This window comes from Stenotrophomonas sp. FBCC-B152 (assembly GCF_059134105.1).
In genome coordinates, this window is the sequence record NZ_CP101442.1 from 386,681 (window position 1) to 399,871 (window position 13,191).

The 13,191-nt window shown below is 65.7% G+C and carries 13 protein-coding genes; 10 read left to right on the forward strand and 3 right to left on the reverse strand.

The genetic code is table 11. The annotated features are described in order from the left end of the window. Position 1: 1 nt before the first annotated feature. The 10 genes from rplO to NMB40_RS01860 all read left to right on the forward strand — a co-directional run bounded on the left by rplO (position 2) and on the right by NMB40_RS01860 (position 9,015). The gene (rplO, locus tag NMB40_RS01815; protein ID WP_068849476.1) at positions 2 to 445 is read left to right on the forward strand and encodes a 50S ribosomal protein L15; all 444 of its coding nucleotides are present in this window, start codon (positions 2 to 4) and stop codon (positions 443 to 445) included. A gap of 3 nt (positions 446 to 448) precedes the next feature. After that, positions 449 to 1,804: a preprotein translocase subunit SecY gene (gene secY, locus NMB40_RS01820; RefSeq protein WP_068849478.1), complete on the forward strand. Its 1,356-nt coding sequence runs from the start codon at positions 449 to 451 to the stop codon at positions 1,802 to 1,804. A 363-nt stretch (positions 1,805 to 2,167) separates the two neighbouring features. Further along, positions 2,168 to 2,524: a 30S ribosomal protein S13 gene (gene rpsM / locus NMB40_RS01825; protein ID WP_017355426.1), complete on the forward strand. Its 357-nt coding sequence runs from the start codon at positions 2,168 to 2,170 to the stop codon at positions 2,522 to 2,524. A gap of 12 nt (positions 2,525 to 2,536) precedes the next feature. Next, positions 2,537 to 2,926 (forward strand): 30S ribosomal protein S11, encoded by a 390-nt coding sequence (rpsK, locus tag NMB40_RS01830; RefSeq protein WP_017355427.1) that lies wholly within the window; start codon positions 2,537 to 2,539, stop codon positions 2,924 to 2,926. A 14-nt stretch (positions 2,927 to 2,940) separates the two neighbouring features. Further along, positions 2,941 to 3,570, forward strand: a complete 630-nt coding sequence (gene rpsD / locus NMB40_RS01835; protein ID WP_068849480.1) for a 30S ribosomal protein S4 — start codon at positions 2,941 to 2,943, stop codon at positions 3,568 to 3,570. 55 nt (positions 3,571 to 3,625) lie between these two features. After that, positions 3,626 to 4,624 carry a DNA-directed RNA polymerase subunit alpha gene (locus NMB40_RS01840; RefSeq protein ID WP_068849481.1) on the forward strand — a complete coding sequence of 333 codons (999 nt, stop codon included), beginning with the start codon at positions 3,626 to 3,628 and terminating at the stop codon, positions 4,622 to 4,624. A gap of 194 nt (positions 4,625 to 4,818) precedes the next feature. Continuing rightward, positions 4,819 to 5,205, forward strand: a complete 387-nt coding sequence (gene rplQ, locus NMB40_RS01845) for a 50S ribosomal protein L17 (RefSeq protein ID WP_068849483.1) — start codon at positions 4,819 to 4,821, stop codon at positions 5,203 to 5,205. A gap of 637 nt (positions 5,206 to 5,842) precedes the next feature. Beyond that, positions 5,843 to 6,355 (forward strand): disulfide bond formation protein B, encoded by a 513-nt coding sequence (locus NMB40_RS01850; protein WP_494359957.1) that lies wholly within the window; start codon positions 5,843 to 5,845, stop codon positions 6,353 to 6,355. A 31-nt stretch (positions 6,356 to 6,386) separates the two neighbouring features. Beyond that, positions 6,387 to 7,769, forward strand: a complete 1,383-nt coding sequence (locus NMB40_RS01855; RefSeq protein ID WP_494359958.1) for a class II 3-deoxy-7-phosphoheptulonate synthase — start codon at positions 6,387 to 6,389, stop codon at positions 7,767 to 7,769. A gap of 100 nt (positions 7,770 to 7,869) precedes the next feature. Further along, entirely contained in the window at positions 7,870 to 9,015 is a 1,146-nt protein-coding gene (locus tag NMB40_RS01860; protein WP_494359959.1) for a mechanosensitive ion channel family protein, read from the forward strand. On the opposite strand, the gene NMB40_RS01865 is transcribed toward NMB40_RS01860, so the two are convergent. Genes NMB40_RS01865 through typA form a run of 3 tightly spaced genes read right to left on the reverse strand, consistent with a single transcriptional unit; the run spans position 9,016 to position 13,026 of the window. After that, positions 9,016 to 10,626, reverse strand: a complete 1,611-nt coding sequence (locus NMB40_RS01865; RefSeq protein WP_494359960.1) for an amidase — start codon at positions 10,624 to 10,626, stop codon at positions 9,016 to 9,018. Between the two features lie 56 nt (positions 10,627 to 10,682). Continuing rightward, complete coding sequence (locus tag NMB40_RS01870) at positions 10,683 to 11,168, reverse strand: DUF2127 domain-containing protein (protein ID WP_282246931.1); 486 nt, start codon at positions 11,166 to 11,168, stop codon at positions 10,683 to 10,685. A 10-nt stretch (positions 11,169 to 11,178) separates the two neighbouring features. After that, positions 11,179 to 13,026, reverse strand: a complete 1,848-nt coding sequence (typA, locus tag NMB40_RS01875) for a translational GTPase TypA (RefSeq protein ID WP_494359961.1) — start codon at positions 13,024 to 13,026, stop codon at positions 11,179 to 11,181. Between the last annotated feature and the right edge of the window lie 165 nt (positions 13,027 to 13,191).

Consider the following 13,191-nt stretch of genomic DNA (forward strand, 5'->3'; position numbering starts at 1 on the left):
AATGACCCTGCATCTGAATGAACTGAGCCCGGCACCGGGCGCGCGCAAAGAGCGCACCCGCGTCGGCCGTGGTATCGGCTCCGGCCTGGGCAAGACCTGCGGCCGCGGCCACAAGGGTTCTTTCGCCCGTAAGGGTGGCGGCAAGATCAAGGCGGGCTTCGAAGGCGGCCAGACCCCCATGCAGCGTCGTCTGCCGAAGGTCGGTTTCCGTTCCAAGATCGCCAAGGACACGGCCGAAGTGCTGTCGTACCACCTGGACCGCCTGGAAGCTGGCGAGATCGATTTCGCCGCGCTGCGCGCTGCGAAGCTGGTCCCGAGCACTGCCAAGCAGGCCAAGATCGTCATGAAGGGCGGCCTGACCAAGGCCTTCACCCTGAAGGGCATCGCAGCAACGGCCGGTGCCAAGGCCGCGATCGAAGCTGCCGGCGGCAGCGTACAGGAGTAAGACATGGCGCAAGCTGGCATTGGTAACCTGGGCGGCGGGCTCGGCAAGTTCACGGAACTTCGCCAGCGTCTGCTGTTCGTCGTCGGGGCTTTGATCGTCTACCGCATCGGCTGTTATGTGCCGGTGCCGGGCGTCAATCCCGATGCCATGCTTGCGCTCATGCAGGCGCAGGGCGGCGGCATCGTGGACATGTTCAACATGTTCTCGGGCGGCGCCCTGCACCGTTTCAGCATTTTCGCGCTGAACGTGATGCCGTACATCTCGGCATCCATCGTGATGCAGCTGGCCGTCCACATCTTCCCCGCGCTCAAGGCGATGCAGAAGGAAGGTGAGTCCGGTCGCCGCAAGATCACCCAATATTCCCGCATCGGCGCCGTGTTGCTGGCGGTGGTGCAGGGCGGCAGCATCGCGCTGGCGCTGCAGAACCAGCTGTCCCCGTCCGGTGCGCCGGTCGTGTACGCGCCGGGCATGGGCTTCGTGCTTACCGCCGTGGTCGCGCTGACCGCCGGTACCATCTTCCTGATGTGGGTCGGCGAGCAGGTCACCGAGCGCGGCATCGGCAACGGTGTGTCGCTGATCATCTTCGCCGGCATCGTGGCGGGCCTCCCGGGTGCGGTCATCCACACCTTCGACGCCTTCCGCGAAGGCAACCTGCAGTTCATCCAACTGCTGCTGATCGCGCTGGTGGTGCTGGCCTTCACCTTCTTCGTGGTGTTCGTCGAACGCGGCCAGCGCCGCATCACGGTGAACTACGCACGTCGCCAGGGCGGCCGCAACGCGTACATGAACCAGACCTCGTTCCTGCCGCTGAAGCTGAACATGGCGGGCGTGATCCCGGCCATCTTCGCCTCCAGCATCCTGGCGTTCCCGACCACCCTGGCCATGTGGTCCGGCCAGGCCAGCTCGGCGACCTGGCTGCAGAAGGTCGCCAACGCCCTGGGTCCGGGCGAGCCGCTGCACATGATCGTGTTCGCTGCGCTGATCACCGGTTTCGCGTTCTTCTATACCGCGCTGGTGTTCAACTCGCAGGAAACCGCCGACAACCTGAAGAAGTCGGGCGCGCTGATTCCGGGCATCCGTCCGGGCAAGGCCACCGCGGACTACATCGACGGCGTGCTGACCCGCCTGACCGCAGCCGGCTCGGCCTACCTGGTGATCGTCTGCCTGCTGCCGGAAATCATGCGCACGCAGCTGAATGCGTCGTTCTACTTCGGCGGCACCTCGCTGCTGATCGTGGTGGTGGTGGTGATGGACTTCATTGCGCAGATCCAGGCGCACCTGATGTCGCACCAGTACGAGAGCCTGTTGAAGAAGGCCAACCTGAAGGGCGGCAACCGCGGCGGTTTTGCCCGCGGCTGATTGGCCTGTTACACTATCGTCTTCCTGACGTGATGGTCCTCCGCTTCGCGGACCTGGCCACACAAACGAAGGGCGGCCCCCGCAGCGGTTCCGGGTGGGGGTGAGATCGGGTCGTCCCGCGCGGGAGTAGCGCGGGCGGCACCGGAAGAGGGCTCGAAAGGGTCGTTTTCCGGAGTCAACCTGATCCGGCGCCGGAGCCTGGGCACACTCCCTGGGCCGGGTCCATGAAACCTTTCAGGTTTCACGGGCTTCCATGTAAACCGGAACCTTGTTAGTATCGCTAGTTAACTTTTTTGATCCATCCTGCCGGATCGGCGCGCCTTGGGTGCGCTGTCGGCCATCACTCAGCTGGAGAACCGCGTCATGGCGCGTATTGCAGGCGTCAACCTGCCAGCCCAGAAGCACGTCTGGGTCGGGTTGCAAAGCATTTACGGCATCGGCCGTACCCGTTCGAAGAAGGTCTGCGACGCCGCAGGCGTCACTTCGACCACCAAGATCCGCGATCTGTCGGAGCCGGAAATCGAGCGTCTGCGCTCGGAAGTGGCCAAGTACATCGTGGAAGGCGATCTGCGCCGTGAAATCGGTATCGCGATCAAGCGCCTGATGGACCTGGGCTGCTATCGCGGTCTGCGTCACCGCCGCGGCCTGCCGCTGCGTGGTCAGCGCACCCGTACCAACGCCCGCACCCGCAAGGGCCCGCGCAAGGCGATCAGGAAGTAAGGGACCTAAGAAATGGCTAAGCCCGTCGCTAAGACCAAGAAGAAGATCAAGCGCGTCGTCACTGACGGCGTTGCCCACGTCCACGCTTCTTTCAACAACACCATCGTGACCATCACCGACCGCCAGGGCAACGCTCTGTCGTGGGCGACGTCCGGTGGCGCTGGCTTCCGCGGTTCGCGTAAGTCCACCCCGTTCGCTGCCCAGGTGGCTGCCGAGAAAGCCGGCCGTGCCGCGCTGGATTACGGCGTCAAGTCCCTGGAAGTCCGCATCAAGGGCCCGGGTCCGGGTCGTGAGTCGGCCGTGCGCTCGCTGAACAACGTGGGCTACAAGATCACCAACATCATCGACGTGACGCCAATCCCGCACAACGGGTGCCGTCCGCCGAAGAAGCGTCGCGTCTAAAGGAGCGATAAGAAATGGCTCGTTATATCGGTCCTACCTGTAAGCTCGCCCGCCGCGAAGGCGCCGACCTTTCCCTCAAGAGCCCGGCCCGTGCGCTGGACTCCAAGTGCAAGCTGGAGCAGAAGCCCGGCCAGCACGGCGCGACCGCCCGCAAGGGCAAGCTGTCCGACTACGCCACCCAGCTGCGTGAAAAGCAGAAGGTCAAGCGTATCTACGGTCTGCTGGAGCGTCAGTTCCGCAACTACTACAAGAAGGCCTCGACCAAGAAGGGCAACACCGGCGAGAACCTGCTGCAGCTGTTGGAAACCCGCCTGGACAACGTCGTCTATCGCATGGGCTTCGCTGTGACCCGTCCGGCTGCCCGTCAGCTGGTCTCGCACCGCGGCGTCACCGTGAACGGCAAGTCGGTCAACCTGGCTTCGTACCAGGTCAAGGCTGGCGACGCTGTCGCGCTGTCCGAGAAGGCTGCCAAGCAGCTGCGCGTTCAGGAAGCCCTGACCGTGTCCAAGACGCACGACCTGCGCCCGACGTGGATCGAAGTGGACGCCGACAAGTTCGCCGGCATCTTCAAGGCCGTGCCGGATCGTTCGGACCTGCCTGCGGATATCAACGAAGCGCTGATCGTCGAGTTGTATTCGAAGTAATTCACATTGGAGAGCCCCCGGCGACGGCCGGGGGTTCACTAGGAGAACCCGCAACATGACGGTTACCGCCAACCAGGTTCTGCGTCCTCGTGGTCCGCAGATCGAACGCCTTACCGATACCCGCGCCAAGGTCGTTATCGAACCCTTGGAGCGTGGTTACGGGCATACGCTGGGCAATGCCCTGCGTCGCGTGCTGCTGTCGTCCATCCCGGGCTTCGCCATCACGGAAGTTGAGATCGACGGCGTACTGCACGAGTACACCACGCTCGAAGGCCTGCAGGAGGACGTTCTCGAAGTCCTGCTCAACCTGAAGGACGTGGCGATCCGTATGCACACCGGTGACAGCGCAACCCTGTCGCTGTCCAAGCAGGGTCCGGGTGTCGTGACTGCTGCCGATATCAAGGTCGACCACAACGTCGAGATCCTCAACACGGATCATGTCATCTGCCACCTGACCAAGGACACGGCAGTCAACATGCGTTTGAAGATCGAGCGTGGTTTCGGCTACCAGCCGGCGGCTGCACGTCGTCGTCCGGACGAAGAAACCCGTGCCATCGGTCGTCTGGTCCTGGACGCCTCGTTCTCGCCGGTCCGTCGCGTCGCCTATTCGGTGGAAGCGGCCCGCGTCGAACAGCGTACCGACCTGGACAAGCTGGTGCTGGACATCGAAACCAACGGCACGATCGATGCCGAGGAAGCCGTGCGCACCGCCGCCGACATCCTCAGCGATCAGCTGTCGGTCTTCGGTGACTTCACCCACCGCGACCGCGGTGCAGCCAAGCCGGCCAACAACGGCGTGGATCCGGTGCTGCTGCGCCCGATCGACGACCTGGAACTGACCGTGCGTTCGGCCAACTGCCTCAAGGCCGAGAGCATCTACTACATCGGCGATCTGATCCAGAAGACCGAAGTGGAACTGCTCAAGACCCCGAACCTCGGCAAGAAGTCGCTGACCGAGATCAAGGAAGTCCTCGCCCAGCGCGGTCTTTCGCTCGGCATGAAGCTGGAGAACTGGCCGCCGGCCGGTGTCGCCCAGCACGGCATGCTCGGCTGATCCAGCGCCAACGTTTCACCCCGCACCTTCGGGTGCGGGGGCTTTACCCGCAGTACCTCGCATCGACAGGCGCCAGCCTGCGGTGACGGTCGGCCAGGAGGGCCGGCACCGGACCATCCGCAGTCCAAGTAACAACGCCGGGAAGGCGACAGCGATACCCAACCGATCCAACATTCTTTCAAGGAACATCTGTCATGCGTCACATGAAATCCGGCCGCAAGTTCAGCCGTACCAGCGCCCACCGCGAAGCAATGTTCAAGAACATGGCCGCGTCGCTGTTCAAGCACGAGCTGATCAAGACCACCCTGCCGAAGGCCAAGGAACTGCGCCGCGTCGCCGAGCCGCTGATCACCCTGGCCAAGGTCGACTCCGTTGCCAACCGCCGTCTGGCCTTCGCCCGCCTGCGTGACAACGAAGCCGTGGGCAACCTGTTCACCACCCTGGGCCCGCGTTACGCGAACCGTCCGGGCGGCTACCTGCGTCTGCTGAAGTGCGGCTTCCGCGCTGGCGACAACGCGCCGATGGCCTACGTCGAACTGGTCGACCGTCCGGCCGCCGTGGCTGAAGCCGTCGAAGAATAATCGACGCGCTTTACCAAAGATTCTTCAGGAAACCCGGCCTTGTGCCGGGTTTTTTGTTGGCTGCGTAGATCAAGAGCAACGTCAACGGCACTGGGGATTTACGGTCCACTCCGGGGCCCCGGCCGGTGTGGGTTTGCGGGGGGCGCCGTGAACCCTTCCATGGGGGCTCTTACCAAACATCCATGTTTGGTAAAGCCCCCGCAAACCCACCCCGGCCGGAACCCCCGACACCGGGTCGGTGGCCAAAGGGCCCATCGGCCGGGCGTGGGAGGCCGCGATCTGGGGCAGGCCGGGCCAAGCCCGGCACCTCCTCGCCAACCGTAGAGCCGGGCCTTGCCCGGCTGCTGTTGCCCCCCATGCGCACCGACCCACCGTCGGGGTCGCGACGGGGGCGGGTTTGCGGGGGCTTTGCGAAACATGGATGTTTCGCAAGAGCCTACACGGACGTATTCACGGCGCCCCCCGCAAACCCGCACCCGGCGCGGCCGGGCAGTGGACCCTTGCAGCCGTGCAGCTGTTCGCGCACAAGCTGAAACACACCATATGGCCTGCCAAGCCGATGTACGGCAATCGGCCGCAGCCAACACCGCACAGCTCCCTGTTAATCTTGGTGCCTGGACTAACAAGAGTGTTGGCAATGAATCCATTGCGCTGGAATTTCCGCGCCCAGTTCCTGCTGGGGTTCTTGGTGTGTGCTGGCCTGCTGGGCTATGCGATCTTCCTGCAGCTGAAGATGGGGCTGGAGCCGTGTCCGCTGTGCATCTTCCAGCGCATCGCCTTCGCCGCGCTTGGGTTGCTGTTCCTGATCGGCGCGCTGCATGGCCCGCGGGATCGACCGGGGCGGATCACCTATGGCGTGCTGGCCTTCATTGCCGCCGCCGTAGGCATCGGCATTGCCGGGCGGCACGTGTACGTGCAGCTGCTGCCGCAGGACATGGGTTCGAGCTGCGGCCCGCCGCTGTCGTTCCTCAGCGAGACCATGGGGCCGTTTGAAGTGTTCCGTACCGTTCTTACCGGTACCGGCAACTGCGGCAACATTGACTGGCAGTTCCTGGGCTTGACCATGCCCATGTGGAGCCTGGTGTGGTTCACCCTGCTGGGCCTGTGGGCGCTGGTGGTGTCGTTCCGCCGTCCTGCCCGTCGTTACTGATCTTTCTTCTGCTGGTTTACTGGATATTCCGATGACTGCCTCCGACCGTGCCACCCCTTCCGCTTCGCTGCCGACCGACTGGTCGCCGGAGAGCTGGCGCGGCCCGCCCGCGCTGCAGATGCCGACCTATCCCGATCCGGTCGCGCTGGATGCCTCGCTGCATGAGCTCAAGCGGCTGCCGCCGCTGGTGACCTCGTGGGAGATCCTCTCGCTCAAGCAGCAGCTGGCCGACGCGCAGGAAGGCAAGCGCTTTCTGCTGCAGGGCGGCGATTGCGCCGAGAACTTCAGCGACTGCGAGTCCACCACCATCTCCAACCGGCTCAAGGTGCTGCTGCAGATGAGCCTGGTGCTCGTGCACGGCATGCGCAAGCCGGTGATCCGCGTCGGCCGGTTCGCCGGGCAGTATGCCAAGCCGCGTTCGGCCGATACCGAAACCCGCGATGGCGTGACCCTGCCCAGCTACCGGGGTGATGTGATCAATGCGCCCGAGTTCACCGAAGGCGCGCGCCTGCCCGATCCGCGCCGGATGCTGCAGGCACACGCGCATTCGGCCATGACCATGAACTTCGTGCGTGCGCTGATCGACGGCGGCTTCGCCGACCTGCACCATCCTGAATACTGGAACCTGGAGTGGGTGCGGCATTCGCCGCTGGCCACCGATTACCAGAAGATGGTCTCGTCCATTGGCGATGCCGTGCGCTTCATGGAAACCCTGTCCGGCGCCCAGGTGTACAACCTCAACCGGATCGACTTCTATACCTCGCACGAAGCGCTGCTGCTGCCCTACGAGCAGGCGCTTACCCGCCAGGTGCCGCGCCAGCATGGCTGGCTTAACCTGAGCACGCATTACCCGTGGATCGGCATGCGCACCGCCGCCCTCGATGGCGCCCACGTGGAATACCTGCGCGGCGTGCGCAACCCCATCGCGATCAAGGTCGGCCCGTCCGTGCAGCCCGACCAGCTGCTGCGCCTGATCGACGTGCTCAATCCGGAAGACGAGCCCGGCCGCCTGAGTTTCATCCATCGCATGGGTGCGGCGCAGATCGCCGAGAAGCTGCCGCCGCTGCTGGATGCGGTCAAGCGCGATGGCCGCCGCGTGCTGTGGGTGTGCGATGCCATGCATGGCAATACCGAAAGCACCAGCAACGGCTACAAGACCCGTCGCTTCGACAACGTGCGCAGTGAAGTGGAGCTGTCCTTCGACCTGCACGCGGCCGCCGGCACGCGCCTGGGCGGCGTGCACCTGGAGCTGACCGGGGAGGATGTGACCGAGTGCACCGGGGGCGCGCGCGAGCTCACCGAGCGCGACCTGGAGCGTGCCTATCGCTCGTCGGTGGATCCGCGCCTGAACTACGAGCAGTCGCTGGAGATCGCCATGGCGATCGTGCGCAAGCACGGTGGCGCCGGCGTGTAACGTCGGCGTTATCCCACAGCCACGCAGGGCGTGGCTCTACATACTGATCATCGTCCTTCTGGCAGTGTGGTTCCCGTATTGAAACGATGCGGGAGCACGCATGCGGGTGGATTGGCAGGAAGCGGCTGCGTATCTGTGGCCGATCGGGATCGCGCTGGCGATCGGCATCACCGGCTGGTGGCTGCTGATGGCGCTGACCCGGCGCCTGAAAGGGCGTGACTACCGGCGCGCGCGCATCGCCCGCGTGATCAGCCGGCCGCTGGCATTCGCGTTGCCGATGCTGGTGCTGATTCCCGCACTGGAAGCCACCCCGCTGGACGGGCGCTGGCTGGACCAGTCGCTGCGCCTGCTGCATATCGGCCTGACCGCCTGCTTCATCTGGCTGCTGGTGCGCGCGGTGGCCGCCGGCGAGCAGGCGATCCTGCGCGACCACCCGATGGAAGTGGCCGACAACCTGGCCGCCCGCCGCATCCAGACCCAGACCCGCGTGCTCAGCCGCGTGCTGATGGGCGCCATCATCCTGGTCGGTGCCTCGATGGTGCTGCTGACCTTCCCGATGGTGCGCCAGATCGGCACCGCGCTGCTGGCCTCGGCCGGCATCATCGGCCTGGTCGCCGGCATCGCCGCCAAACCGGTGTTCGGCAACCTCATTGCCGGCCTGCAGATCGCGTTGACCCAGCCGATCCGGCTCGATGACGTGGTGATCGTCGAAGGCGAATGGGGGCGGGTGGAGGAGATCGGCAGCAGCTACGTCGTGGTGCGGATCTGGGACGAGCGGCGCATGGTGGTGCCGTTGACCTGGTTCATCGAAAACCCTTTCCAGAACTGGACCCGGCGCAGCGCCGACCTGCTGGGCACCGCGTTCCTGTGGCTGGACTATCGGGCGCCGATCGCGGCGATCCGCAGCGAGCTCGAGCGCATCTGCAAGGGCGAAGCGTTGTGGGATGGCCGCGTCTGCGTGACCCAGGTGACCGAAACCACCGACCACACCCTGCAGGTGCGCCTGCTGGTCAGCGCGCGCAATTCCGGCGATGCCTTCGACCTGCGCTGCATCGTGCGCGAACGCATGCTCGACTTCCTCGCCCGTGAACATCCGCAGGCGCTGCCACGCACCCGCGCCGAACTCCTCGAACGTCCCGATCCGCCGACGCGCACCCCGCGCTCGCAGCCCGCCGACGACGTGCGTTCACCCGGCGCAGAAGACGGCCCCCCGGCGGTGGTTCCCCTCGAAGACCCCGTCCAATAGCTACGGCAACAACGCCTGCGTCCCGAGCCGCGGCGGGCGACGCGCGCGGGTGCGTTGCTCGTAGTCGTACGCCAGCTCGATCAGCTTCGGCTCGCTCCAGGCCGTACCCATGAACAACAGCCCCAGCGGCAGCCCGTTCACGTGCGCCATCGGCACGGTCAGGCTGGGATAGCCGGCGACGGCGGCCGCGCTGTAGCTGCCGCCCGGGAAGTCATCGCCCTGGCCGGTACGGATCGGCCAGGCGACGCCCGTGGTGGGCGCCACCAGCGCGTCCAGGCGCTCGGCCTTGAGCACCGCGTCGATCCCGTCGGGGCCGGCCAGGCGGCGCGCCTCGGTGCGTGCAGCGATGTATTCCGGGCTGCCCAGGCCGCCAGCCTGCGCGGCCGTTTCCATCAGGTCCTGCCCGAACAACACCAGCTCCTTGTCGGCATGGGTGCGGTTGAAGGCGATGATCGCGTCCAGGTCGCGTACCGGGGCCTGGTGGCGGGCCAGGTAGCGCTGCATGCCGGCCTTGAACTCGTGCAGCAGCACCAGGCGTTCGGCGTCTTCCCACTGCCCTTCGGTAGGCAGCTCCACCGGCACCACCACGGCACCGGCATCGCGCAGCACGCCGATCGCGTGCTGCAGGGCAGGGGCCACGCCCGGCTGCTGGTCCAGCGGGCCGTGCAGGACGCCGATCCGGGCGCCACGCAGGCCGTCCGGATTCAGCCGTGCGGTGTAGTCATACACCGCCCGCCCGGGCATGGTCGCCGTGGCTGGGTCGGCGTCGTCGCGGCCGGCCATCGCGGTCAGCAGCGTGGCGGCATCGGCCACGCTGCGGGTGATGGGGCCGGCGGTGTCCTGGCTGAAGGAGATCGGTACGATGCCATCGCGGCTGACCAGGCCGACCGTCGGCTTGAGCCCGACCACGCCGTTCACCGCCGCCGGGCAGACGATGCTGCCGTCGGTCTCGGTCCCTACCGCGGCGGCCGCCAGGTTGGCGGCCACCGCCACCGCGCTGCCGCTGCTGGAGCCGCAGGGGTTGTGGCTGAGCCGGTACGGGTTGCGGGTCTGGCCGCCACGCGCGCTCCAGCCGGAGATTGACTGGCTGGAGCGGAAGTTCGCCCATTCGCTGAGATTGGTCTTGCCCAGGATGAGCGCGCCGGCTGCACGCAGCCGGCTGACCAGGAACGCATCGTCGGGGCGGAACCCGGCCAGTGCCAGCGAGCCGGCGCTGGTGCCCATCGGGCGCGCCCCGATGTTGTCCTTGAGCAGCAGTGGAATGCCGTGCAGCGGGCCGCGCAGCTGCCCGCGGCGGCGTTCGGCGTCCAGTGCCGCCGCTTCCTTCAATGCATCCGGGTTGAGCTCCAGCACGGCGTTGAGGCGCGGACCAGTGCGGTCCAGCCGGGCGATCCGTTCCAGGTACGCGCGGGTCAGGGTGACGCTGTCCAGTTCGCCGGCCGTCATCGCCGCCTGCAGCTGGGCGATATCGGCTTCGGCATAGGCGAACGGCGTATCGCGCGGGGCCGCGGAGGCGGCGGCATGGGCATGGTTGAGCCAGGGCACGGACGAGGGCGAGCAGCCGCCCAGCATTGCGATGGCCAACACGAGCGATGTCAGTGGCGCGCGCATCTGTGTATCCCCGGAACCAGCGCTCAGGCTAACCAGCGCCGCGCACGCTTGGCAACTCACGCCGGCGGGTGGGCCGGGCCGTGGCGCTTGCGGATGTCGCGGGCGAGCACGCCGACCACGATGAGGTTGATCACCAGCACCGACCACGAGGCCCAGCCCGGGTGGCGGATGATCGCGAAAATGTCGAACGGCAGGTAGATGCCGGCGGTGACGCAGCCCAGCCAGGACGCCCAGGCTTTGGCGCGCCAGAGCCCCCAGGCCTCGAAGAGATGCAGGATGCCGTAGGCAACCATGGCCGCAGCGGCCAGGTGGACGGCATCGGGGCTGATCATGTTGAGCAGCGAGGGCAGGGTGCCGTGATCCGGGTCCAGGCTGAAACGCCGGATCAGGGCATTGACCCCATCACGCAGTGGCTGCGGACCGAGCACTTCCAGCCCGGTCGCCGCCAACAGCGCCAGGACCGCCTTGCTGGCTTCCAGCAAGGCGATCAGGTGAAGCCCCGGATGCTTGTGAGGATCCGGGTTGTAGGGCGTGTCGGTCACGAGGGTCCGATCAGCCGCCGCGCGAGGCCTTCTTGCGGTCGCTTTCGGTCAGCCCCTTCTTGCGAAGGCGGATTTCCTTCGGGGTGATCTCGACCAGCTCGTCGTCTTCGATGAAGTCCAGGGCCTGTTCCAGCGAGTACTTGATGGCCGGGGTCAGCTGGATCGCATCGTCCTTGCCCGACGCGCGCATGTTGGTCAGCGGCTTGGTCTTGATCGCGTTGACGGTCAGGTCGTTGTCCTTGGAGTGGATACCGATCAGCTGGCCTTCGTACACGTTGTCGCCTTCAGCAGCGAACAGCTTGCCACGCTCCTGCAGCGGCCCCAGCGAGTAGGCGGGGGTGGCGCCCGGCGCGTTGGCGATCATCACGCCGTTCTGGCGCTTGGCGATGGCGCCCTGTTCCTTCGGGCCGTAATGGTCGAACACGTGGAACAGCAGGCCCGAACCCTGGGTCAGGGTCTTGAACTCGTTCTGGAAGCCGATCAGGCCACGGGCCGGGATCTGGTATTCCAGGCGCACACGGCCCTTGCCGTCCGGCTCCATGTTCTTCAGCTGGCCCTTGCGGGTGCCCAGCTTTTCCATGACGCCGCCCTGGTGCTGCTCTTCGATGTCCACCACGAGCTGTTCGATCGGCTCCATGGCCTGGCCGTCGATCTGCTTGATGATCACTTCCGGGCGCGACACGGCCAGCTCGTAGCCTTCACGGCGCATGTTTTCGATCAGCACCGACAGGTGCAGTTCGCCACGGCCCGAGACCAGGAACTTGTCGGCGTCTTCCAGCTGTTCCACCTTCAGGGCCACGTTGTGGACCTGTTCGCGGTCCAGGCGGTCCTTGATCTGGCGGCTGGTCAGGAACTTGCCACCGGACAGGTCCTTGTTGCCGGCGAACGGCGAGTTGTTGACCTGGAAGGTCATCGAGATGGTCGGCTCGTCGACGGTCAGCGCCGGCAGTGCTTCCGGGGTGTCCGGGTGGCACAGGGTGTCGGAGATGGTCAGCTCCGCGATGCCCGAGATGGCGACGATGTCACCGGCTTCGGCGGTGTCCTGCTCGATGCGCTCCAGGCCCAGGAAGCCCAGCACCTGCGCGACCTTGCCGTTGCGCTTCTTGCCTTCACGGTCGATCACCGCGACCTGCATGTTCTTCTTCAGGGTACCGCGCTGGATGCGGCCGATGCCGATCACGCCCACGAAGTTGTTGTAATCCAGCTGGCTGATGCGCATCTGGAACGGACCTTCCGGGTCCACTTCCGGCTTCGGCGCGTGCTGCATGATCGCTTCGTACAGCGGGGTCATGTCGCCGTCGCGCACGCTGTCTTCCAGGCCGGCGTAGCCGTTCAGGGCCGAGGCGTAGACGATCGGGAAGTCGAGCTGCTCATTGGTGGCGCCGAGCTTGTCAAACAGGTCGAAGACCTGGTCGATCACCCAATCCGGACGCGAGCCCGGGCGGTCGACCTTGTTGACCACCACGATCGGCTTGAAGCCCATCGCGAAGGCCTTCTGGGTGACGAAGCGGGTCTGCGGCATCGGGCCGTCCATGGCGTCGACCAGGATCAGCACGGTGTCCACCATCGACAGCACGCGCTCCACTTCGCCGCCGAAGTCGGCGTGTCCGGGGGTGTCGACGATGTTGATGCGGTTCTTCACGCCGGTACGCTTGTCTTCCCAGGTGATGGCCGTGTTCTTGGCCAGGATCGTGATGCCACGCTCCTTTTCCTGGTCATTGCTGTCCATCACGCGCTCGGCGAGCACGGTGCGCTCGGACAGCGTGCCGGACTGCTTGAGCAGCTGGTCCACAAGGGTGGTCTTACCGTGGTCGACGTGGGCGACGATGGCGATGTTGCGAAGATTTTCGATAGACATGCGAAAGGGGGCCAGTCGGCGCCGGATTTGGAAAAAGAAGTCCATCATTATACGGCTTTGCCGGCCAAACGCGAAAAGAACCTTTGGCCTATTCAGGCACCGACCTCCCGGGCCGGGTCTGCGGGATCCTGAGGGGCTGCCAACGGCGGGTGCTACCGGGCCTGT